The organism is Methylophilales bacterium MBRSF5, from assembly GCA_001044335.1.
GTDB lineage: Bacteria > Pseudomonadota > Gammaproteobacteria > Burkholderiales > Methylophilaceae > BACL14.
The window spans coordinates 1143925-1167967 of sequence record CP011001.1 but is presented as its reverse complement, the minus strand read 5'-3'; the positions used below and the strand labels follow the sequence as shown (position 1 = coordinate 1167967).

At 33.9% G+C, this 24043-nt stretch carries 22 protein-coding genes and 2 pseudogenes; 11 read left to right on the top strand and 13 right to left on the bottom strand.

The annotated features are described in order from the left end of the window. Positions 1–14: 14 nt before the first annotated feature. From UZ34_06260 to UZ34_06245, 4 genes and pseudogenes are all read right to left on the bottom strand, one after another. A pseudogene (locus UZ34_06260) lies at positions 15–1802 on the bottom strand (hypothetical protein). Further along, on the bottom strand, positions 1792–2226 hold the full coding sequence (locus tag UZ34_06255; GenBank protein AKO64947.1) for a hypothetical protein: 435 nt from the start codon (positions 2224–2226) through the stop codon (positions 1792–1794). The pseudogene UZ34_06260 and the gene UZ34_06255 overlap by 11 nt, the downstream one beginning before the upstream one ends. A gap of 2 nt (positions 2227–2228) precedes the next feature. Beyond that, on the bottom strand, positions 2229–3068 hold the full coding sequence (locus tag UZ34_06250) for a hypothetical protein (protein ID AKO64946.1): 840 nt from the start codon (positions 3066–3068) through the stop codon (positions 2229–2231). Then, the gene (locus tag UZ34_06245; protein ID AKO64945.1) at positions 3068–4123 is read right to left on the bottom strand and encodes a rod shape-determining protein MreB; all 1056 of its coding nucleotides are present in this window, start codon (positions 4121–4123) and stop codon (positions 3068–3070) included. The genes UZ34_06250 and UZ34_06245 overlap by 1 nt, the downstream gene beginning before the upstream one ends. A gap of 83 nt (positions 4124–4206) precedes the next feature. Here UZ34_06245 and UZ34_06240 point away from each other — a divergent pair, with 83 nt between their 5' ends. Genes UZ34_06240 through gatB form a run of 3 tightly spaced genes read left to right on the top strand, consistent with a single transcriptional unit; the run spans position 4207 to position 7377 of the window. Further along, positions 4207–4494: a glutamyl-tRNA amidotransferase gene (locus tag UZ34_06240; GenBank protein ID AKO64944.1), complete on the top strand. Its 288-nt coding sequence runs from the start codon at positions 4207–4209 to the stop codon at positions 4492–4494. A 4-nt stretch (positions 4495–4498) separates the two neighbouring features. Continuing rightward, the gene (locus tag UZ34_06235; protein AKO64943.1) at positions 4499–5953 is read left to right on the top strand and encodes a glutamyl-tRNA amidotransferase; all 1455 of its coding nucleotides are present in this window, start codon (positions 4499–4501) and stop codon (positions 5951–5953) included. Beyond that, positions 5950–7377 (top strand): glutamyl-tRNA amidotransferase, encoded by a 1428-nt coding sequence (gene gatB, locus UZ34_06230; protein AKO64942.1) that lies wholly within the window; start codon positions 5950–5952, stop codon positions 7375–7377. Before UZ34_06235 ends, gatB begins: the two co-directional genes overlap by 4 nt. On the opposite strand, the gene pyrE is transcribed toward gatB, so the two are convergent. Next, complete coding sequence (pyrE, locus tag UZ34_06225; protein ID AKO64941.1) at positions 7374–8006, bottom strand: orotate phosphoribosyltransferase; 633 nt, start codon at positions 8004–8006, stop codon at positions 7374–7376. The two genes, gatB and pyrE, sit on opposite strands and share 4 nt — an antisense overlap. A 2-nt stretch (positions 8007–8008) precedes the next feature. Here pyrE and UZ34_06220 point away from each other — a divergent pair, with 2 nt between their 5' ends. Further along, positions 8009–8788 carry a DNA-(apurinic or apyrimidinic site) lyase gene (locus UZ34_06220; protein ID AKO64940.1) on the top strand — a complete coding sequence of 260 codons (780 nt, stop codon included), beginning with the start codon at positions 8009–8011 and terminating at the stop codon, positions 8786–8788. Here UZ34_06220 and UZ34_06215 read toward each other — a convergent pair. The 6 genes from UZ34_06215 to UZ34_06190 are packed head-to-tail and all read right to left on the bottom strand — an operon-like array spanning position 8770 to position 14845. Continuing rightward, entirely contained in the window at positions 8770–9996 is a 1227-nt protein-coding gene (locus tag UZ34_06215; protein ID AKO64939.1) for a hypothetical protein, read from the bottom strand. The two genes, UZ34_06220 and UZ34_06215, sit on opposite strands and share 19 nt — an antisense overlap. 3 nt (positions 9997–9999) lie before the next feature. Then, the gene (locus tag UZ34_06210) at positions 10000–10578 is read right to left on the bottom strand and encodes a methionine biosynthesis protein MetW (GenBank protein ID AKO64938.1); all 579 of its coding nucleotides are present in this window, start codon (positions 10576–10578) and stop codon (positions 10000–10002) included. Position 10579: 1 nt separating this feature from the next. Next, on the bottom strand, positions 10580–11692 hold the full coding sequence (locus UZ34_06205; protein ID AKO64937.1) for a homoserine acetyltransferase: 1113 nt from the start codon (positions 11690–11692) through the stop codon (positions 10580–10582). 1 nt (position 11693) lies between these two features. Then, a complete protein-coding gene (locus tag UZ34_06200; GenBank protein ID AKO64936.1) occupies positions 11694–12539 on the bottom strand; it encodes a hypothetical protein in 846 nt (281 codons plus the stop codon). Continuing rightward, positions 12539–13615 carry a peptide chain release factor 1 gene (gene prfA, locus UZ34_06195; GenBank protein AKO64935.1) on the bottom strand — a complete coding sequence of 359 codons (1077 nt, stop codon included), beginning with the start codon at positions 13613–13615 and terminating at the stop codon, positions 12539–12541. The genes UZ34_06200 and prfA overlap by 1 nt, the downstream gene beginning before the upstream one ends. 3 nt (positions 13616–13618) lie before the next feature. Next, positions 13619–14845 (bottom strand): hypothetical protein, encoded by a 1227-nt coding sequence (locus tag UZ34_06190; protein ID AKO64934.1) that lies wholly within the window; start codon positions 14843–14845, stop codon positions 13619–13621. Positions 14846–14945: 100 nt separating this feature from the next. On the opposite strand from UZ34_06190, the gene UZ34_06185 reads away from it, so the two are divergent. From UZ34_06185 to UZ34_06155, 7 genes and pseudogenes are all read left to right on the top strand, one after another. Further along, positions 14946–15644: a ribulose-phosphate 3-epimerase gene (locus tag UZ34_06185; GenBank protein AKO64933.1), complete on the top strand. Its 699-nt coding sequence runs from the start codon at positions 14946–14948 to the stop codon at positions 15642–15644. 6 nt (positions 15645–15650) lie between these two features. Then, positions 15651–16244, top strand: a pseudogene (locus UZ34_06180) (hypothetical protein). A gap of 84 nt (positions 16245–16328) precedes the next feature. After that, positions 16329–17810: an anthranilate synthase component I gene (locus UZ34_06175; GenBank protein AKO64932.1), complete on the top strand. Its 1482-nt coding sequence runs from the start codon at positions 16329–16331 to the stop codon at positions 17808–17810. After that, a complete protein-coding gene (locus tag UZ34_06170; protein AKO64931.1) occupies positions 17810–18382 on the top strand; it encodes an anthranilate synthase component II in 573 nt (190 codons plus the stop codon). Before UZ34_06175 ends, UZ34_06170 begins: the two co-directional genes overlap by 1 nt. Continuing rightward, complete coding sequence (locus UZ34_06165; protein ID AKO64930.1) at positions 18375–19379, top strand: anthranilate phosphoribosyltransferase; 1005 nt, start codon at positions 18375–18377, stop codon at positions 19377–19379. Before UZ34_06170 ends, UZ34_06165 begins: the two co-directional genes overlap by 8 nt. Then, a complete protein-coding gene (gene trpC, locus UZ34_06160) occupies positions 19372–20166 on the top strand; it encodes an indole-3-glycerol-phosphate synthase (GenBank protein ID AKO64929.1) in 795 nt (264 codons plus the stop codon). Before UZ34_06165 ends, trpC begins: the two co-directional genes overlap by 8 nt. 1 nt (position 20167) lies before the next feature. After that, positions 20168–21163 (top strand): delta-aminolevulinic acid dehydratase, encoded by a 996-nt coding sequence (locus tag UZ34_06155; GenBank protein ID AKO64928.1) that lies wholly within the window; start codon positions 20168–20170, stop codon positions 21161–21163. Here the strand turns inward: UZ34_06155 and UZ34_06150 are convergent. Beyond that, positions 21143–21733 (bottom strand): hypothetical protein, encoded by a 591-nt coding sequence (locus UZ34_06150; GenBank protein AKO64927.1) that lies wholly within the window; start codon positions 21731–21733, stop codon positions 21143–21145. The two genes, UZ34_06155 and UZ34_06150, sit on opposite strands and share 21 nt — an antisense overlap. Position 21734: 1 nt before the next feature. Continuing rightward, complete coding sequence (locus UZ34_06145; protein ID AKO64926.1) at positions 21735–24038, bottom strand: penicillin-binding protein 1A; 2304 nt, start codon at positions 24036–24038, stop codon at positions 21735–21737. Between the last annotated feature and the right edge of the window lie 5 nt (positions 24039–24043).

The window sequence follows — 24043 nt, the reverse complement described above, 5'->3', positions numbered from 1 at the left end:
TTTATTGTTTCAAAATAAAAATCAATCATTTTCTTTGCAACTGGAGCCGCAACAGTGCTTCCGTGGCCTCCATTTTCAATGATAACAGCAATCGATATTTGAGGGTTATCATATGGAGCATAGCCAATAAATAGGGAATGATCTTTGAGATGGTCGGCAATATTGTCTTCATCATATTCTTGATTTTTCAAAGAAAAAACTTGTGCTGTTCCTGTCTTCCCAGCAATTTTGTTCTTATTGTTATTGGCAATAGATCTAAATGTTCCGTTTGAATTGGTTACTTCTTGCATCCCTCTTTTCACTATTTCAATATATTTTTCATCTGTAATTTTTTCTACGCTCAATGGGGCATCAGAAGATTGATTTTTTAATAGACTCAACGGAGGCATTTTCTTGTTATTCAATAATATATTTAAAGCATGAACAAGTTGAGCTGGGGAACTTAAAAAATCCCCTTGTCCAATTGAGGTATTGATGGTTTCATAAGTATTCCACTTTTTTTTATGACGTTTTAATTTCCATTCAGGTGATGGTAGGATTCCCTTTTTCTCAGCGGGTAAGTTGATTCCGGTTTTTTGACCAAAATCAAATTTTCTTAAACTTTTATCCATTTTTTCGATACCCAATCGGTAAGCTAAATCATAAAAATAAACATCACAAGACTCAGCAATTGCGTTAATAATGTTGACATTACCATGCCCTTCCTTTTTCCAGTCCATGAATATTTTCTTTGTTTTCGGAAGTTGGTAAAAACCAGGATCATTGATTGAATAGGCAGTATTAATTACGTTGTTCTCAAGTCCAGCTATGGAAAGAAAAGGTTTTATAGTGGAGCCTGGTGGATACACCGCATTGGTAACCCGATCCAGCATAGGTTTGTTAGGATCTGTATTTAATTTATCCCATTCCGAAAAACCTATTCCATTTACAAAAAGATTTGGGTCAAAGCTGGGGTTACTTTGATAGGCTAATACTTCATTATTTGAAATGTCTGTCATGATTAATGAGCCTTTATAACCTCTAAGAAGTTCATGTGATTTTTTTTGAAGTTCAAGGTCGATTGAAAGGATTAAATCTTGACCATCAAAAGCTTTTTTGTTTTCAATTTCAGCAATAAATGAATTTCTAGCATTGACTCTAATTTTTTTAAAACCCGACTTACCTCGCAAGCTATTTTCAAATGATCTTTCAATTCCTTGCTTACCGATATGAGTTATTCCAAAATAGTTATCTAATTTTTCAGGATCATTTTCGATCTTTTCAAGATCCTTCTTGGATATTCGATTAATATAGCCAATTAAATGTGCGTTTTTTTTACCATATTTGTAGCTTCTTAAAAACTCCTCTTTTAAATTAACATCAGGAAATAAAAACATTTTTGAAACAAAAAAGGCTAATTCATCATTATTAATATTAGTTTTCAGTGGAATTTTTCTGAGAAACTTTCGATCGGACCAAATTTTAAAAAATAGATTTCTTTCATGCTCAGATATGGGAAGTATTTTTGATAATTCTTTAATGATTGCATTCAGGTCTTCTTTAGATTTATTTTCGATATTAATTTCTAAATTATAAGTAAGAATATTCTCTGCAAGGACATTATTGTTTCTATCAAAAATAAGACCTCTTAGTGGCTTTATCGGTTCGACCCTCTCATAATTTGATTTTGAGCTTTCAAGATAAAAATCATTTTTATATATTTGTAACCAAAATAATCTTAGAAAGATTAAAAGAAAAATTAAAAATAAAAATGCAATAAGGATATTAAATCTCTGGACGAGTATGAGTCGATTATTTAGCATACCTAATTAATAATATGAGATAAATAATACTGAGAGAGCTGTTAATAAGTAAATAAGGAATAAAATTTTGGCTTAAAGGGTGAAGTAAGAGAAAAATAAGCTGTCCTAATACAATCAATAAAAGAAAATAATAATTAATTTGTTTTTTCTTTATGGAAATGAACTTCTTTAAGGTTAAATCAAAAAATACCAAGCTTAAAAAAATTAAATTGCATGTGCCAAAATTAAAGTTAAAAAAACCATCAAATAAAAAGCCGCTAATTAATACACAGAAAAATTTAAATCCATCAGTAGAGACAAAAAAGCAATAGATAAAAAAAGCAATAATCAAACTAATTGTGGGGTAAAAGATATCAAAGAGGCTTGCCAATAAGGTAAGAAGGGCACTGAGGGCAAAGAGTTTTATCTGAAAAAATTTAATCATATTTATTTAACGATCACTAAGAATCTTTCTTTGTATGGGTTTGAAGATGGTTCAATGATTAGTTTATAAAAATCATTCAATTCAGTATTAAGAATTTTTTTTATCTTACCGATTCTCAAGCCTTTAGGTATATTCAAATTATCGCCGGTAGTAAATATTTCGTCACCATGATTAATTTTATTGGTTTTGTTGAAATAATTTACGGTGAGATTTTTTCCATTACCTTGGATGAGCGATTGATAAATATTTTTTCCTGATTTGATGTAACCAGTGAGATATAGCTGATTGGATAATATTGTTCTAATTACAGAGCTGTTATTGTTTACTTCGATAACCTGTCCAACAATACCTGATTTATCTACAACAATTTGCCCTGCATAAACACCATCTACTTCACCCTTGTCGACCAAAAAATGATGATTTTGACCTTGATAATTTAAATTTAAAATTTGGGTGATGATGGATTCCTTAAAATATTTTTTTTGGATATTCAATTTATTATTTAATTCATAGTTCTCTGACTCGATATCCGCCATTTGCATAACATAGGCTTTTAATTCAGCATTTTCTTTTTGGAGTTTTTCATTTTCACTCAGAAGGTTTTGTTTGAAAATAAAATAGCTTGATACGTCATTAAGTAAATTGGCCCCAAATTCAAAAATTAAACTAATAGACTGAGGTCCAAATTGAAGTGATTTTTTTATTTGATTGAGATATCTATTGTCCTGATTACTTGAAAAAATTGAAAAATTTATGATAAATAAAATAATTAACAGATTAAGATTTATTTCATTTTTTGAGAAAAGTGTTTTATATTTACTTTTTTTTGAGGATAAAAACATTAATCATTTGCAAACGCATTTTTAAACTCATCCAAAGCATCAAGAGCCATACCACAACCGTTTACGACACACATTAATGGATTTTCTGCTACCAATACAGGGATCCCAGTTTCTTCAAATAAAAGCCTATCTAAGTTTTTCAGCATGGCTCCTCCACCAGTGAGGACCATACCATTTTCAGCAATATCTGCTCCAAGCTCTGGCGGTGTTTGTTCAAGTGCATTTTTAACTGCACTAATTATTGCATTTAAAGGCTCAGCTAGAGCTTCGAGAATTTCATTACTACTGATGATAATCTTACGAGGCAGTCCTTCTGACATACTTCTCCCTGTAATTTCCATTTCTAAAATTTCATTTAATGGGAAAGCGCTACCAATTTGTTTTTTGATCTTTTCTGCAGTGGGTTCAGAAATCATCATGCCATAGTTGCGTCGCATATAATCAATGATCGCCTGGTCAATTTTATCACCACCTACTCTCTCCGATATGGCATATACGATTCCTCCCAGCGAGGTTACACCTACTTCAACAGTTCCTCCACCGATATCAATGACCATCGAACCTGTCGGATCATTAACAGGAAGCCCTGCTCCAATAGCGGCTGCCATAGGCTCTTCAATTAGAAAAACTTGTTTTGCTCCAGCACGTTCAGCAGATTCACGAATTGCTCTTCGTTCAACTTGAGTAGCGCCGTAGGGGACACAGATGACGATTCTTGGGTTGGGGGAAAACCAACTTTTTGAAGTAACTTCATTAATGAAATATTTGATCATTTCTTCTGTAACATTAAAGTCAGCAATAACACCATCTTTCATCGGTCTGATCGCAGTAATATTTTGTGGTGAGCGACCAAGCATGGTTTTTGCTTTGGCTCCAACTGCAAGAATATCTGTTTTAGGTTGAGATCCAGCTGGACCATTTTGATATCGCATTGCAACAACGGAAGGCTCATCTAAAATGATTCCTTTACCTTTAACGTAAATTAAAGTATTGGCCGTACCAAGATCAATAGCCATGTCTTGTTCAGAAAAGAGGTTTTTTAAAAAATTCTTCATGATTAAATTATGTCTTACAAACTATTTATGAATACTTTTGTCCATGTATAATACTGCATTCTGAACATTATATCCTTATATTTATGGCCCTAACAGACAAAGATATTAAAAAACTGAGTCATTTAGCAAAAATTAAAATTGATTCAAAAGATGAAGAAATTATTCTTGCCAAATTAGATGGAATTATTAAGCTAATTGATTCCATGCAGAAAGTGAATACCGATAACATTGACCCCATGTCACATGCCCTTGATATCACTCAGCCACTCAGAGAAGATGTGGTCACGGAAAAAAATCAAAAAAATGATTTCTTAGAGTTAGGCCCAGAATCTAATGATGATTATTTTATAGTTCCTCGGGTCGTTGAGTAAATTTATGAAGAATTTATCTTTAAAAGAATTAAATTTGGGACTATCAAGTAAAAAATTTTCAAGCGAGGAGCTCACCAAGTTTTTTTTAAATGAAATAAAAATATCTAATCCTAAAATTAATGCTTTCATTACCATTGATGAAGATAAAAGTCTTCAACAAGCACGCGATGCTGACAAGAGAATTAGTCAAGATAATATGAATGAATTGACGGGAATACCAATTGCACAAAAAGATATTTTTTGCGCCAAAGGTTGGAAGACAACCTGTGGCTCCAAAATGCTTGATAATTTTTATTCACCTTATGATTCCAAAGTGATCGAGTTATTCAACCAATGCGGTGCAGTCAATATTGGTAAAACCAACATGGATGAATTTGCTATGGGATCGTCAAATGAAACTTCATACTATGGCGAAGTTAGGAATCCATGGAATTTAGATTATGTTCCAGGAGGAAGTTCTGGAGGAAGTGCAGCTGCTGTAGCTTCCGGTATGGCTCCGGCTGCAACAGCAACTGACACGGGTGGATCTATTCGACAGCCAGCATCTTTATGTGGCCTTACAGGTTTAAAACCGACCTACGGTTTAGTATCTCGTTTTGGGATGATTGCTTTTGCATCCAGTCTTGATCAAGCTGGCCCAATCGCAAAATCTGCAGAAGATTGTGCGTTAATGCTGAAAGTCATGGCAGCCCATGATACAAGAGACTCGACCTCAATCAATCAGAAAATTCCTGATTATCCAAAAAATCTTGATAATCCAATTAAAGGGAAAACAATTGGTCTACCAAAAGAGTTCTTTAATGATGATTTAAATCAGGAAGTGAAGATTGTATTAGAGCAAGTGATCGATTCCTATCAGAAAATGGGAGTTAACTTCAAGGAAATTTCACTATCCAATTCACATCTCTCAATACCTGTCTATTATGTGATTGCGCCAGCAGAGGCCTCAAGTAACCTATCCAGATATGACGGAGTGAAGTTTGGATACAGAGCGAAAGACTTTAAAGATCTTGAAGAAATGTATTTAAAAACTAGAGAGCAGGGATTTGGAGAGGAAGTTAAGAGACGAATCTTAGTGGGTACTTATGTTCTTAGCGCTGGATATTACGATGCCTATTATTTGAAAGCACAAAAAATTAGAAGACTAATAGCTGATGATTTTAAAAATGCCTTTAAAGAATGTGATTTAATTTTGGCTCCGTCCTGCCCGTCAACAGCTTTTAAAATTGGTGACAAAACAGAAGATCCTGTCTCAATGTACATGCAGGATATGTATACAATTTCAACGAATCTAGCCGGACTTCCTGCGATCAGTTCTCCGGCAGGGTTTATAAACAAGATGCCTGTCGGTTTTCAGCTGATTGGAAACTATTTCGATGAGGCCACGATATTAAACTTTACACACCAATATCAGCAGATAACTCATTGGCATCAAAAAACTCCAGGGGCTGCTGTATGAGCTGGGATATTGTAATAGGCATAGAAACTCACGTACAGTTAACCACCCAGACAAAAATCTTTTCTGGCGCCTCCACTTCTTTTGGCATGCCAGCCAATGAAAATGCTTGTTTAGTCAGCCTTGCCTATCCTGGAACTCTTCCGGTACTTAATAAAGAAGCTGTCAAAAAAGCCATTAAGTTTGGTTTGGCTGTGAATGCTGACATTGCTGAGCATTCTGTTTTTGCTAGAAAAAATTATTTTTATCCTGATCTGCCTAAAGGTTACCAAATAAGTCAATTTGAATTACCTGTGTTGAATAATGGTTTTTTAACAATTGGTGATAATAAAAAAATTAGAATCCTGCGTGCTCATCTTGAAGAAGATGCAGGCAAGTCTGTCCATGGAATCTTAAATAATCAAACAGGTATCGATTTAAATCGTGCAGGGACTCCTTTGCTCGAAATTGTGACAGAGCCTGATATGAACTCCGCTCAAGAAGCAATTGCCTATGCAAAAAAATTACACAATCTGGTCCAATGGATTGGAGTTTGCGACGGAAATATGCAAGAGGGTAGCTTCCGATGTGACGTAAATGTTTCTGTTAAGCCGAGTGGTTACGAGAAGCTCGGCACACGTAGGGAAATTAAAAATTTAAATTCATTTAGAAATATGGAGCAAGCAATCAATTTCGAAGTGAATTGGCAAATTGAACAGCTTGAGGATGGAAATGAAATAGTTCAATCCACAGTTTTATTCAATCCTGACACCGGTGAAACGAGAGCTATGAGATCTAAGGAAGAGGCTAATGACTATCGTTACTTCCCTGATCCAGATTTGCTTCCTCTAAAAATTACCCAAGAAGATATGGATGATATTAGATCCACTTTGGGTGAACTTCCTGAGGTATCAATTAAAAGGTTAGTCAAGGATTTTAAATTAAATGATGCTGATGCTTCAATCCTCACATCCAATAAGCAAACGTATGATTTTTTTCAATCCCTGATTTCTGAAGGACTAGATCCAAAAATTACAGCGAATTGGATTGTGGGAAATTTATTTGCAAAATTAAATGATAACGAATTAAGCATCAATGATTCCCCAATTAATAAAGATCAGTTTGTATTGCTTATTCGTCGGATAATGGACAAGACTATTTCAAATAATGCGGCGAAGAAAATTTTTGAACTGCTCTGGGATAATCCAAAAGTTGATGTTGATCAATCTATTGAGTCCTTGGGGCTTAAGCAAGTGAGTGACTCATCAGCGATTCTTCCATTGGTTCAGGAGGTTATTGCAAATAATCAAGTCATGGTTGAACAATTTAAATCTGGTAAGGACAAAGCCTTTAATGCGCTTGTCGGACAGGTAATGAAATTATCCAAAGGGAAGGCAAACCCAGGACAGGTCAGTGAAATCCTAAAAGATGAGCTGAATAAACTTTAGGCCCCATAAACACTTCGGTAATTTTCAATTTTTTCTAAGTATTGATTCAATTCCTTATTTTTCTTGATGAAATCTATAACATCATCAAGATTTATCAAAGAAAAAACATCAATATTGAAATCATTTTTAACCTCTTGAATTGCACTTTCAGGACCTTGTCCTTTTTCTTGGCGATCAATGGCCACGATAATTGCTTTTGGATTTCCCCCGTGTGCTTTAATAATATTTATTGATTCACGAATAGCAGTACCAGCAGAAATAACATCATCAATGATGATCACATCACCTTGAATTGGATACCCAACAATTTGACCTCCCTCACCATGATCTTTTACTTCTTTTCTATTAAAAGCAAAGTTTATCTTTGCATCTCCAAACGCTATTGCTGTTGCACTGACTATCGATATTCCTTTGTATGCTGGACCGAACAATAAATCAAAAGTAATATTATTTTTTTTAATGAGATCCCTGTAAAACTCTCCTAATTCTTTCAAATCCTTACCGTTATTGATAAGACCCATATTAAAGAAATAAGGAGAAATTCTTCCTGCTTTTGTTTTAAATTCTCCAAATTTAAGTATCTGATTTGAAATGGTAAAATTGATAAATTGTTCAGAAAGTGTATTCATATATGAGAGTTATAACAGTCAACTTAAATGGTATCAGATCTGCTTTAAGAAAGGGATTTTTTGAATGGATGCGATTACAAGATGCTGATTTTATTTGCATTCAAGAACTTAAGGCTCAAGAGAAAGATATGACCGAAGAAATGCTTAATATTAATGGGTATGTTGGGTATTTTTCATATGCTCAGAAGCCTGGATATAGCGGTGTAGGTATCTATACAAAAATTAAACCAAAAAAAATAATTACCAAATTGAATTTTGACACTATTGATGATGAAGGACGATATATTGAATTAATTTACGATGATTTATCCATAATCTCTTCATATTTTCCATCCGGTTCAAGTGGCGATATTCGTCAAGAAATAAAATTTGATTTTCTTAAATTTATGACTAAATTTTTAAATTTTAAAACTCAAAAAAAAGAAAAAATAATTCTATGTGGTGATTTAAATATTGCTCACAAAGAGATCGATTTAAAAAATCATAGAGGCAATAAAAAGAATTCCGGGTTTTTACCTGAAGAAAGGGCATGGATAACTTATTTAATAGAGGAAATAGGTTGGAAAGATACTTATCGAAATGTTTATCCTAATGAAGAAGAGTTGGCTTATACATGGTGGAGCAACAGGGGTCAGGCCTGGTCAAATAATGTTGGATGGAGGATTGATTATCAAATGACATCACCTAGCTTTAACTTCAAAATAAAAGATGCTCTAGTTTACAAGGAAGAACGATTTAGTGATCATTCCCCATTGATAGTGGATTATGATTTTAATTTATAAGGAGCAACTTTCAGAAGCAATAACATTCCAGGGATGGCCAGCAAAAAACATAAATAAAAGAAATTTGTCCAGCCTAGTGATTCCACTACAAAGCCTGTTGAAGCATTGGTGATGGATCTTGGGATAGACGCAAGGCTTGTGAACAAGGCAAATTGAGTTGCTGTATATCTAGGATCAGTCTGTTTGGATATAAAAGCAATTAATGCTGTTGTGCCTAAACCCATTGCAAAAGATTCTAAACCGACTGTAATGCCTAATAAAATTAGGTTATGCCCGACCATTGATAAGACAATAAATGGAATGATTGTAACAAGCTGGAGGAAACCAAAAATCCAAAGCGCCTTATTAATACCAATTTTGATCATCCAAATCCCACCAAGAAAGCCCCCAATCACACTTGCCCACAGCCCTGCATTTTTCGCAATAATTCCTATCTCGGTCATCGAAAAATTGAGATCAATGTAAAATGGAGTAACTAATGCCGTCGCCATACTATCACCCAGCTTGTATAGAAATATGAATAACAAAATATACAAAGCATTTTCCCTGCCATTTTTTTTGAAAAAAGAAATAAAAGGTTGAATAACAGAATCTTTAAGATTTTTTGGTTGAATATATTGTGTGTCAGGTTCTTTGACAGTTAAGGTCATCCCAATTCCAACCAACATAAATAGGGAAGTAATGAGGAAAACATTTTGCCATGAGATCATATCTGCAAGAATAAGTGACAGAGATCCTGGGATCAAACTAGAAATTTTATAAGCATTTACATGAATTGCATTTCCTATACCGAGTTCAGCATCATCCAGAATTTCTCTTCTGTAAGCATCAATAACGACATCATGACTTGCGCTAAAGATTGCAATTAAAAATGAAATTAAAGCGATTGTTTTTAAATCTATAGCTGCATTGAAAAAACCTAGTGATGATATTGATAAAAGTAATAAAATTTGGAAAACAATAAGCCACCCTCGCCGCCGGCCCATTAAAATTCTATATCGATCAAATATCGGAGCCCATATAAACTTCCAGGTAAAAGGTAACTGAATAAGAGAAAATAATCCGATAACTTTTAAGTCAATATTTTCAATTCTTAACCAAGCGGGTATTAAACTAATTAAGATAAAAAGTGGCAGGCCAGAAGAAAAACCTGTCAGGCAACATATGCCCATTTTTTTATTAAGAAGAACTTTTAGGTATTTATTCATTGGCTATTTGCTTAATTTAAAAATACCAATTGACCCTCTTAAGTTAGAAAAATATTTGATTGATTGATTTTGAGTAAGAAATAACTGATCTTCAATAATTAAACGTTTTTTTTCGCATAAATCATAAAAGTCTTTCACTGTACACAAATGAATATTGGGAGTGTTATACCACTCATGAGGTAAATCTGATGACTTTGGCATTTTGCCATTTATGATTTGCAATCTATTTTTCCAATAACCAAAATTAGGAAATGAAACAATGATGTTTTTTGCAACTCTTTTCATTTCATCCATAATCTTTTCAATATTGACCATGGCTTGTAGGGTCTGAGATAAAATAACTGTATCGAAAAATTGATTATCAAAAACAGATAAACCATCCTCAAGATTCATTTGGATAATGTTTATTTTATTCTTAATTCCCTTTTCAATATTTGCTGGACTGATTTCGATGCCATAGCCAGCAGTCATTTTTTCTGCTTGTAAATATTTCAATAAAGCTCCATCGGCACAACCCAAATCTAATACTTTGCTATTAGGTTCTATCCACTCAGAAATTTTAATAAAATCGAGTCTATTCATATTAAGACCTTAGATAGTTCCTGACAGTATTATGATAATGCTCACTTTCTAACAAGAATGCATCATGCCCTGTTTCAGCTTCAATCTCAGCGTATGTGACATTGATATTATTATCCAAGAGAGCTTTTACAATTTCTTTAGATCGTGATGGAGGAAATCTCCAGTCACTTGAAAATGAAACAACTAAATATTTAGCTTTTATTTTTGCAAATACTTTTGATAATTTATTTTTGAAATTTTTTTCTAGATCAAAATAATCAAGCGCCTTAGTCATTCGTAGATAGGTATTTGCATCGAAAGTCATTGCGAATTTATCACCCTGATAATTTAAATAGGATTCTATTTCATAATTTTGTTGAAAATTATAGTTATATTTTCCTTGAATTAATTTTCTTCCAAATTTTTTGTCCATAGAATCATTTGACAGATAGGTAATGTGACCAAGCATTCTAGCTATTCGAAGCCCCTTTTTTGGTTTTGTTTTTTGTTCATAAAAATTACCCTTATAAAATTCATCATCTTGAAGAATGGCTTGTCTGGCAACCTCATTGAATGCAATATTCTGTGCGGTAAGACTGGGAGCTGCAGCAATACATAAAATTTTTTCAACTGCATCAGGAAAGTCAATGGACCACTGCATAGCTTGCATTCCACCTAAACTTCCTCCAACAATTGCATATAGTTTTTCAATACCTAAACTATTAATTAATTTTTTTTGAGAGGCAACCCAATCCTTCACTGTTAAAATAGGAAATGAAGATCCCCATACTTTTTTTGTTTTTGGGTTTATTGATTTTGCAGATGTAGAACCATCGTTACCGCCAAGATTATTAATACCAATAACAAAATATTTATTTGTGTCTATAGGCTTGGCTGGTCCAACCATGTTATCCCACCACCCTGAATATTTATCATTTTTATGATATTTGCCAGCTATGTGGTGATTTCCTGATAGGGCATGAGGAATAAAGATAGCATTTGTTTTGTTCTTATTTAATTTACCATAGGTTTCATAAATTAAATCAAATTCACTGAGCTTTTTGCCACAAACCAGTGCCAGCTCATCCTTACAATGAAATATTTTTGACTCTACAATGCCAACCGATTTACCCAATTTAAGAAAATAACCCTTTAGTGATTCTGTAATAGCCTAATAAATCTTTATAAGATTCTACTTGATTAAAATTATACCTATTAAAAATCTCTTGTACTTCATCTTTTTGATTATATCCATGTTCAATAATCATTAAGCCTTGTCTATTTAAATAGTGAGTACTATTTTTAATAATTTTATGAATATCAGCAAGCCCGTCATTTTTTGATACTAATGCTCGCTTCGGTTCAAAGTGAAGTTCATTTAAATGAGGATCTTTATAAGAAATGTAGGGTGGATTAGAGATAATGACATCAAATTTTATGTTCGGAATATTTTCAAACCAGTTGCTTAAATAAACGTTGGCCTGTATGTCAAATTTTTGTAGATTTTTTTTAATACCATGAACACAACGTTTCGAAATATCACTTAAATGAAGATTTACTTTGTTTTTTGTTTCTAATTTAGCTGAAATGCCAATTGATCCACTGCCAGCACCCAAATCTAAAAGCTCGACATTATCATTTAAGATATTTTTTTCTTTCAATATATCAATAATTAATTCTGTCTCAGGTCTGGGAATTAACATCGATGAGTTAATATAAAAAGATCGCCCATAGAAACTCCATTCTTTAAAAATGTAGGCGAGGGGTTTTCCTGATGCTCTGACACTGACAAATTTTTTAATTTTTTCATATTGAGCTTTGCTTATTGTTTTTTTTAAAAGCAATTGAGAGTTATCTATTTTCAGGACAAACAGTAAAATTTGATTTACTTCTAAAGATATTTCTCTAGATGAAATTTTTAAATTATCCGATAATAATTGTGTACACTCATGTTTTAATTGACTAAGACTGATTGAAGTCATTACTCATTTTCTTCAGCCAGAAGTGATGCTTGGTGCTCAAGAGAGAGAGCATTGATCATTTCTTCAAGATCACCGTCCATAATAAAATCTATCTTATAGAGAGTTAAATTAATACGATGATCAGTAATTCTTCCTTGAGGAAAATTGTATGTTCTTATTCTTTCACTTCTATCCCCGCTACCGATCAAACTTTTTCTTTCACTGGCCCGTTGGGATTGCTGAGCTTGAATTTGATTGTCTTTTATTTTTGCTGCAAGAATACTCATCGCTTGTGCTTTGTTTCTATGTTGTGAGCGATCATCCTGACATTCAACTACAATTCCAGTTGGCTCGTGAGTAATTCTAACTGCAGAATCAGTTTTGTTAATATGTTGTCCACCGGCGCCAGATGCACGATATGTGTCTATTCTGATGTCTGCAGGATTGACATCTACATCTTCAATTTCATCCGCCTCAGGCAGTACAGCAACAGTGCATGCAGAGGTATGAATTCTTCCTTGTGTTTCTGTGTCAGGAACACGTTGCACACGATGCCCCCCGGATTCAAATTTTAGCTTTGAGTAAGCTCCGTCTCCGTTAATCTTTGCAATAATTTCTTTGTAACCTCCAAGCCCACTTTCATTTGCTGAAATTACTTGAACATTCCAATTATTTCTTTCCGCATAACGCGTGTACATTCGGTAAAGATCTGCAGCAAATAAAGCAGATTCATCACCGCCAGTACCAGCCCTGATTTCTAGGAAAATATTTTTATCATCATTCGGGTCTTTAGGTATCAAAAGTGTTTGTAATTTTGATTCAAAATTTATGACTTCATCTTTGCTGTTATCAATTTCTTCTTGAGCAAACTCTTTCATCTCAGGGTCGGATAACATTTCTTTTGCTTCTTCAATATTCTGGGCGAGTTTTTTATATCCCGAATAAGTTTCGATAATAGGTGTTAGGTCAGCATGTTCTTTTGATATTTTTTTGAATAAATCTAAATCAGAAGTGATTCCTTCCGAGCTCAATTTATTATTTAATTCTTCATATTTTAGGATTAAATTTTCTAATTTATTCTTCATGGAGTCTTTCATTAGTTAATCCTTTAACTTATATATTTGTTTAATTAGCTTGGCGTTATTTTTATCTTCATTAATAGATTTCGTTGGAAAATGAAGTAATTTTTTAGTAAGGTTCCTGGCAAGTTTTTCGCATACCTCTTTTGGATCAATACCTTTTTGAATTTCTTTAATCGCTTTTTCAAGCTCTTTAGACTTTGTATCATCAAAAAGATTTTTTAGTGAAATAGTCAGAGGAACATTTTTTGTGTTTTGATTTTTTAGATAATCATTTAAAAGTTTATCAAGAAGTCTAAAAGCTTTTTCAAGTTCTTGTGTGCGTAGATCTATGCCTTCTTGGGCTAACATCGCCAAATCATCTAAGTTGTATAAAAAGGTATCATCAAGGTTTTCTATTTCTTTTTCAATGTCTGCTGGAACAGCCAGGTCGACAAAGAACATGGGTTTATGTTTTCTTATTTTGATAGCCTCTTCGATCATACCAAGCCCTATGATGGGCAATTGACTGCCAGTACATGACACTACAACATCATATTGATGAATGATTTTTTCAACGTCACTGATTAAACATGAATCACCATTAATTTTTTTTGCAAGCTTGGATGCCTTATCTAGAGTCCTGTTGGCTATTGTGGATTTTTTTGGGGAATATTTTGCAAAGTATTTTGCACTTAATTCATTCATTTCTCCTGCACCAATGAATAAAATATTAAGGTCACTGATGGCTCCAAAAATTTTTGTAATCAGTCTAACGGCAGCGGATGCAATGGTAGTTGAATTGGTACCTATTTGGGTTTTTGAGCGAATTATCTTTGATAACTCAAACACTTTGCTAAAAAAAGGTATTAAATTGTTGTCTAGTAAACTGCCATTTTCAGATATACGATAAGCTTGCTTTACCTGGCCAAGGATTTGAGGTTCCCCAATAATCATACTATCCAGACCCGCTCCAACGGATATGGCATGTCGAAGTGCTGCCGATCCTTTTAAAAAATAACAATGATCATTAATTTCTTTTATTTTTACGTTGTGATGTTTGCACAGCCATTCTCGTAAAACTTTATCATTTGACACGGATGAATATATTTCTGTTCTATTGCAGGTTGATAAAATTAGAACTCCAGTTTTTAAATTAGCTTTAAATTCATTTAATGATTTTGTTAAGGAGTCTTGATTAAAAACAAATTTATCTCTTAGCGAGGCAGGAGCAGATTTATGGTTAATGCCAAGGACAGTTACTTTCATGTAGATCGTCGCGAAATTTGTTTACGTTGTTACTAATATTATGTAAAAGCAGTTAAAATGTTTATTTTACATGACTAATTAGATATTAAGGATTAAAAGTATGAGTAAAGACTTTAGGATTGCGCCAAGTATTTTGTCTGCAGACTTTGCGAAATTAGGACAAGAGGTCAGTGATGTAATTACTTCAGGCGCTGATATCGTTCATTTTGATGTAATGGATAACCACTATGTTCCCAATTTAACTATTGGTCCATTGGTATGTGAAGCAATTCGTCCTGTCACAGATGCGATAATTGATGTTCATTTGATGATTGAGCCGGTGGATAGAATTATTCCAGATTTTGCTAAAGCAGGCGCAAACATCATTACCTTTCATCCTGAAGCCTCAAATCATATCGATAGAAGTTTATCTTTAGTTCGTGACCAAGGCTGTAAATCTGGATTAGTTTTTAATCCAGCAACTCCCCTTGACTACTTGGACTATGTCATGGATAAAGTTGACATGGTGTTATTGATGTCTGTCAACCCTGGTTTTGGAGGTCAAAAATTTCTTCCTTCTGCCTTAGAAAAATTAAAAGCAGCAAGAAAAAAAATTGATGCTTATACGCAAGAAACAGGAAGAGAGATTTGGTTAGAAATTGATGGTGGGGTTAATGCCAATAATATTGCTGATATTGCAAGAGCAGGGGCTGATACCTTTGTTGCAGGATCGGCAGTTTTTGGTGCAGCTAATGATAACGACCCAAATCGATACAATACCATTATTAAACAATTGAGAGACTCATTAGCCAGTGCTTAAAAAAATATGACCACTGGAATATCAAACAAAAAATTAAAAGCTATTCTCATTGACCTTGATGGAACAATGTTTGACACTGCTCCAGAAATCGCTGTAGCTATGAATCAGACCTTACAAGCCTTAAATTTTAAATCTCTTTCGTTTAATACAATTAGAAAATTTATTGGCAAAGGGGTTGATAATTTAGTTAATCAATCATTATTGGCATCAAATGAAAAAGGGCATATAGAAAAAAATAAGGCTTTAAAGTTGTTTAATGATTTTTATAAAAAGATTGCAAAACAAAGCAAGCCTTATGATGACGTTGAAAGTACACTTCAATTTTTACAAGATAAACAAATTAAATTAGCTTGTGTAACTAATAAGCCATCGTGTCATACATATTTAATTTTAGAAGAATCAGGCTTTGAAAAATTTTTTGATTATATAATTTGCGGTGATGAAATGGAGTTCAAGAAACCTCATCAATTTTCAATTGATTTTGTGAGAAAAAAATTAGATGTTACAGGAATGGAAACTTTAATGGTTGGTGACTCGAGTAATGATATTAAGGCTGCAAATAATGCAGGAGTTAGTGTGGCAACTGTTCCATATGGTTATCAATACGAAGAACCGATAGAAAACTTTCCCGTAAGTTTTGCGCTCCAACAATTTAGTGATCTGAAGCATTTAGTGCATTAACTAATGGAAATTAATCTATCTAAAGAGCAGTTTTCAATATACCAGTCTCAGGGGTATAACAGAATCCCTCTTGTGAAAACTTGCTATGCTGACCTTGAAACCCCTCTATCTATATATCTTAAAGTTGCTAATAGCCCTTACTCATATTTGCTTGAATCGGTGGAAGGTGGAGAAAATTTTGGGCGATATTCAATCATTGGTATGCCGGCAAAAAAATTAATCCAAGTTCGACAAAAAACTTTTGAAGTAATTGAGAGCGGAAAAACGATGTTTACTGAAAATAATTCAGATCCACTTGGATTCATTGATCAATACCTGGCCAATTATAAGACTCCTAAAGATTTAGATCTTCCGCGTTTTTCAGGAGGCTTGGCTGGATATTTCGGCTATGAAACCATTCACTATATTGAGCCAAAGCTAATCAAAGAATTCATAAAAGATGATTTAGATTTACCAGATATTCACTTAATGGAATCTGATGAGGTTATTGTGTTTGATAATTTGACGGGGAAATTATCCATAGTTGTTTATGCGAACGATGATTTATCGTCCTACGATCATGCTATCAATAGAATTAAGAATATTGAGCTGATGATAGAGTCGCAGCTTAAAAATGATAATACTCAATCGAAAAAAAATGTTGATGATACTAAAGCAGATTCTGAATTTGGTGAGAAGAATTTTCATCAAGCGGTGGATAAAATAAAACAATACATCGTCGAAGGTGATGTAATGCAAGTTGTTTTATCTCAAAGGATGGTAAAAAAATTTCAGCTTCCCGCAATTTCTCTTTACAGAGTGTTAAGAAGCATTAACCCATCTCCCTATATGTTTTTTTATCACTTTGATGATTACTTCATTGTTGGTGCTTCACCCGAAATTTTGGTTCGTTTAGAAAATGACACTGTTACAGTGCGTCCAATTGCAGGCACTAGGCCAAGAGGAGAGAATAGTCAGCTTGATAAAGATTTGGAAAAAGATTTATTAAATGATCCTAAGGAGATTGCTGAGCATATTCAGCTGATGGACTTAGGAAGGAATGATATTGGTCGTGTTTCTGAACCAGGCAGTGTTGTAGTAACTGATAAAATGACAATAGAAAGATACTCACATGTGATGCATATCGTATCGAATGTGGAGGGATCAATTCAAAAAAATTTATCACCCATGGATGTGTTGAAAGCCACTTTCCCGGCGGGAACAGTGAGTGGGGCCCCAAAAGTTCGCGCTATGGAAATAATCAATGAACTCGAATCAACCAAACGTGGCGTATATGCAGGCGCTGTTGGCTACATTGGATATGACGGTACGTTAGATGTTGCGATTGCTATAAGAACCGGAGTAATCAAATCAGGAAAGCTATTTGTACAAGCTGGGGCAGGTGTGGTTGCTGATTCAATAGCAAAAAATGAGTGGGATGAAACTAATAATAAGGCAAAAGCCGTTTTGCGAGCTGCTGAAATAGCAGAGAAGGATTTCGGATAATGTTATTGATGCTTGATAATTACGATTCTTTTACATATAACTTGGCACAGTATTTTGCTGAACTTGGCCAAGACGTAAAGGTATTCCGTAACGATAAGATTTCAGTTACTGAAATTGATGAGATGAAACCAGATTACATTGTTATATCTCCTGGACCCTGTACACCAAATGAGGCAGGTATTTCACTTGAAATCGTTCACTATTTTCAAGGCAAGATTCCTTTACTTGGAGTATGTCTCGGACATCAATCAATTGCTCAAGCGTTTGGTGGAAAAATAATTCATGCTAAAAAAATAATGCATGGTAAAACCTCAAAAATCGGCCATGATAATCAAGGTGTATTTGCAAATCTATCTAATCCTTTCACAGCCACCAGATATCATTCCCTTGTGGTTGAAAGGGAGAGCTGCCCGGAATGTTTTGATATAACTGCTTGGTCAACAGATGATAATGAGATCATGGGCATAAAACATAAAACTTTACCAATTGAAGGCGTTCAATTTCACCCCGAGTCAATTTTGACTGAGTATGGACATGACTTGTTGAAAAATTTTTTAGAAACTCATGAGTAATTTTTTAAAAAAATTAATAGCTAAAGAAAATTTAAGTCATAACGAGATGACTGATTTAATGAAATCGATTATGTCAGGCGGGTTATCACCAAATTATGTTTCAGCAATCCTGACTGCCCTTTCAATTAAAGGTGAGACTATTGATGAAATTTCTGCTGCGGCTCAAGTGTTAAGAGATAATCTTACCCCTGTAGACCTAGACGATGATGTTGTAGACACTTGTGGCACTGGAGGCGACGGATTAAAGACTTTTAATATATCAACATGTGCGTCTTTTGTTGCTGCTGGTGCTGGTGTCAGAATAGCAAAGCATGGGGGGCGCTCCATTTCATCATCCTCCGGAAGTGCGGATGTGCTTGAAAGCCTTGGGGTGAATGTGTCAATTGATAATATAAAGATGAAAGAACTGGTTGATAGTATTGGTATTGGTTTCATGTTTGCACCCAATTTTCATCCTGCTATGAAATATGTCGCCCCAATAAGAAAAGATCTAGGCATTCGAACCATATTTAATGTGTTAGGACCTCTTGCTAACCCAGCGAATGCCAAAAGACAGGTGATAGGAGTATTTAATAAATCATTAACCTCAATCTTTTCAGAGGTGTTAAAGAAACTTGAATCAAAAAAAGTATTGGTTGTTCATGGGCACGATGGCATGGATGAGATATCGATGTCTGGAGAAACATTTATTTCTGAACTAGATAGTGGAAGTATTACTAATTATGAAATACACCCAAATGATTTTGGTTTTAATGTAGAAGATAATAAACATTTATTTGCCGCTGATGTAAATACATCTAAGGAAATCATTTTAAAAATTCTAAATAAAGAAGACCTGCCAGCAAAAAATATTGTGCTTTTGAATTCAGCTGCGATCATTTATGTTGCAGGGCTTGCAAATAATTTAAACGATGCAATAGAGTTGGCAGTCAAATCAATTAAAGATGGCAGTGCCTTAAGTAAATTAAAAGAATTAGCAAAAGAATCAAATGAGTAATATTTTACAAAAAATTGAAGCGACCAAGATTCAGGAAGTTGAACGATTAAAAGGTCACGTTAGCTTTAATGAAATTAAGGTACATAATAATTTAAAAGACCCTTGTCGTGATTTTGTGGGATCCATAAAAAAAAATCATTTGTCTGGTAGATCATCTGTTATTGCTGAAATAAAGAAAGCCAGTCCTTCAAAAGGTGTTATTAGAGAAAAATTCAATCCTGTAGATATTGCAAGATCATATGAAGAATATGGGGCTGTATGTCTTTCGATCTTAACTGATGAGCAATATTTTCAAGGAAATTTAAAATATTTAAATTTAGTAAAGCAAGAAGTAGGCCTTCCTATTTTAAGAAAGGACTTCATCGTTGATCCTTATCAAATCTATGAATCCAAAATTAATGGAGCGGATTGTATATTATTGATTGCAGCTATACTCAGTGATCAACAGTTAGTTGAATATGAAAAAATTGCTCATGATTTAGGTATGGCAGTGTTGGTCGAGGCTCATGATGCAAAAGAATTAGATTCATCTATACAACTTCAGACACAATTAATAGGGATCAACAATAGAAATTTGAAAACATTTGATGTGACACTGGACACAACTCTTGACCTAAAAAATAAAATTGGAAAAGATAAGATAGTTGTTACTGAATCTGGAATTTTTACAAAGTCAGATGTTGAGCTCATGAATAAAAATGATGTGCATACTTTCTTGATCGGTGAATCATTTATGCGCCATGAAAATCCTGGAGAGGCATTGAATAAATTATTTGAGACTAAATAGTATGAAGCTTATTAATAGAATGCGAAGAATGAGATCTGATAAATTTTCCAGATCCCTGATGAGAGAAAATAAATTAACTTCAGATGATTTAATTTTGCCGGTATTCATTTTAGATGGAATTAAAAAAAATGAACCTGTTCAATCTATGCCTGGTGTATCTCGCTTAAGTCTTGATTTGCTTTTAAAAAAAATTCATGAAGCTCAAGAATTAAAAATTAATGCCGTTACCTTGTTTCCGGTAATTGAGGATCAATATAAATCTGAAAATGCGCATGAGGCATTTCGAGATGATGGATTGGTGCAAAATACTATCAGAGCAATTAAAAAAGAATTTCCTGAGATGGGTGTTATCACAGATGTGGCTCTTGATCCATATACCTCTCATGGGCAAGATGGATTGGTTGATAACAATGGTTATGTGCTAAACGATGAAACAGTCGATGTCTTGGTCAAACAAGCACTGAGCCATGCAGAAGCTGGAGCTGATGTAGTTGCGCCATCAGATATGATGGATGGAAGAGTCGGTGCCATCCGTGAATCACTAGAGTCGCATGATAAAAAAAATATCAAAATACTATCATACACTGCCAAATATGCATCATCTTTTTATGGCCCTTTTAGAGAGGCTGTTGGATCAAAACATAATTTAGGCAAAGCAAATAAAGATAGTTACCAAATGGACCCAGCTAATTCAGACGAAGCAGTTCATGAAGCCTTATTAGATGTCAATGAGGGTGCTGACATATTAATGGTGAAGCCAGCGGGACTGTATTTAGATATCATTTATAAAATAAAAAAAGAATTTAATAAGCCAACTTTTGCTTACCAGGTATCCGGCGAATATTCTATGTTGAAAGCTGCCGCACAAAATAATTGGCTTGAGGAAAAAGCCACAGTGATTGAATCACTTTTATCGATTAAGAGAGCTGGCGCTGATGCAATTTTAAGTTATTTTGCGGTCGATGTTGCAAAGTGGTTAAGAGACGATTCTCATTGATTCCACTTTCTTGAAGTCATCAATTTTGATGCCCCTGCCTTTGATCATGCTTTTATGCTTTTCCCTATGTCTTGGTTCCAAAATATCAAACACTGTTAATTCTGTTTCAATATTTTCATAAAATAAAATATATTTAATCAAAAAATTATCAAGCCTTTTTGGGTCTTTAGTTTTGAATTGGTAATTATTACTTAATAAAAAATACTCAATTTCTTTAAAATTGTCAGCAAAAAGATTTATGAGGATTTTTTGATTATTGGTTACCCTACCCTCTTGCAGAGTTCCTGTTATCAGAGGATTGAATGGCTCCAATTCATCCATGATTTTAATGGCAATTTCTTTATAAAAAATAAAATCTTCTGCGTTGTTGGTTGGAAATGTGGCCTGATGCTCTCTTATGGCTTCATCAATTTCATTATTGCTTGGAAGTGTTTGGTATGAAGTGTAATTTAAATATTTAGCAGCTTTTCTTTTGGCATACAAATAATCACTAACTCCTTCTTCAATAATGATCTCAGCAGCCATTGAGGCAATATGTTTTTTAACATGCTGATCTGATAACTTTTTCATATTAGTTGATCATAAAGAAGGCATTATCTTGAGGATAAAATTCTTCATAAAAATATTCATAAATGCCAGATTCATCATCATTGGAGGTTAATGTTCCATCAACTGGATTTATTTTATGTGGAATGATTCCTTCAGGTTCTGCATAAATCTTTTCAGGAAGTCCATCTAATGCACCTTTCATATAATCAATCCAAATTGGTAAGGCTGCTCGAGAACCAGTTTCATGTTTTCCAAGAGATTGTGGGGTGTCATAACCAAACCAGGTAAGAGCAATATGTTCTGGATTGTAACCAACAAACCAAGCATCGATGAGGTCATTTGTTGTCCCTGTTTTACCCGCGATATCAGTTCTTTTTAAAATTCGTGCTCTTTTAGCTGTTCCATCTTTGATAACATCTTTAAGCAACGAGTCCATAATAAAAGCATTTCTTGGATCAATAATCCTTGGAGTGTCTTCATTGGTGATGCTGGATTTTAATTTGATTTGTCGATCATTTGAATCGATGATTTTATCAATGTAATAAGGCTCTTTTAAATATCCGCCATTCGCAAAAACAGCAAATGCAGAAATTAGATTGATCGGTTTCACTTCTGCAACTCCAAGTGCTAAAGATAAGTAAGGAGGAATTTTCTTCTTGTCAAAACCAAATCTTGAAACGTAATCCTGAGCATATTTAGGGTCAATGTATTTGAGTGTTCGTATGGCCACCATATTTTTTGATTTGCTCAAACCCACTCTCAATCGTGTAGGACCATCGTACTTATCATTGTAGTTTTTTGGCTCCCAATTTTCTTTGGTCATTAATTCATCAGCAGTCATAAAGAAAAAATTATCATTTACTAAGGTCGCTGGTGTGACTCCCTTTTCAATGGCTGCAGAGTAAATAAAGGGTTTAAATACAGATCCAGGCTGACGGAAAGCTTGAGTAATATGATTATATTTATTTTTTTGAAAATTAAATCCTCCAACAAGGGCATTGATTTCACCTGAGTTTGGATCCATTGCAACTAATGCAGACTCAACTTCGGGTAATTGAGTGATAATCCAATCTTTACTAAATTTTGTAAAATGGTAAACCCCACCAACTTTTATCCTTCTATATTCCTCATGCTCATCCTCGTAACCTTTGTCATTTTCAATTAGTTTCAAACCTTTTTTATAAACATTAATAGTTCTTCCGTCTTTTAAGATTACTTCAATTTCCAAGGGTTGCATTTTGGTAATCACCCCAGGGATAAAATCATCGAAAGTTGAAAATTTCTTTAAAAACTCAATGACCTCTTTTTTTAGTTTTTCTTCATTTTCAATTGTTTCATTTGAAATAAAATTTTCTAAATCAAAAATTCCATCAGGTTCGCGCGGTTGATGTCTATTAATATAACTGATAATCCCGTCCCTGACTGCTTGATTAGCTAATTTTTGATTTGTACTTTTAATGGTGGTGTAGACTTTTAATCCACTGGAATAAATTTTTTCTCCAAATTCTTCAAACAAGTCTTTCCTCACCATCTCGGCAATAAATTCTGCATCAACATCCTTCTTCATTTTGGATTCTTTAAGATTAATTTGCTCATCTATAGCAATGATATAAGTAGGCTCATCAATGAATCCATGCCTTAACATGCTAGCAAGCACATCTTTTTGCCTCTTGATTGCTAAATCATAATTATTAAATGGATTATATCGACTTGGTGCTTTAGGAAGTCCTGCTAAAAGGGCCATTTCAGCAGTGTTAAGTTCATTAAGGTTTTTACTAAAATATGTATTGGCTGCAGAATTAAAACCAAAACTTCTTTGGCCAAGGTAGATTTGATTCATGTATAGCTCAAGTATCTGTTCTTTAGACAAATGTTTTTCTATCTCCAAAGATAGTAATATTTCACTTATTTTTCTTTTGATGGTTTTATCTGATGTGAGAAAAAAATTACGTGCTACTTGCATGGTAATCGTGCTTGCCCCTTCAAAACTTATTCCAAGAAGCGTCTTATAAGTCGCTCTGAATATCCCAATGAAGTCGATTCCATTGTGCTCAAAAAATCTTCTATCCTCGGTTGCAATGATGGCATTGATCATTTTCTGAGGAACATTATTTATTTTAATAAAATCTCGATGCTCTTCACCAAATTCTGCAATTAAGTCACCCTCCTTAGTGAAAACCTGAAGCGGCTCCTTAGGCCGATAGTCGGCTAAATTATCTAAAGGTGGTAGCGACGGAACAATCAGAAGATAGACATAGTAGATTAACGCTATGGAAGATAGGATTATTGAAGTTGAGATTATTAAAATTTGTTTGATTGAGTTCATGATCA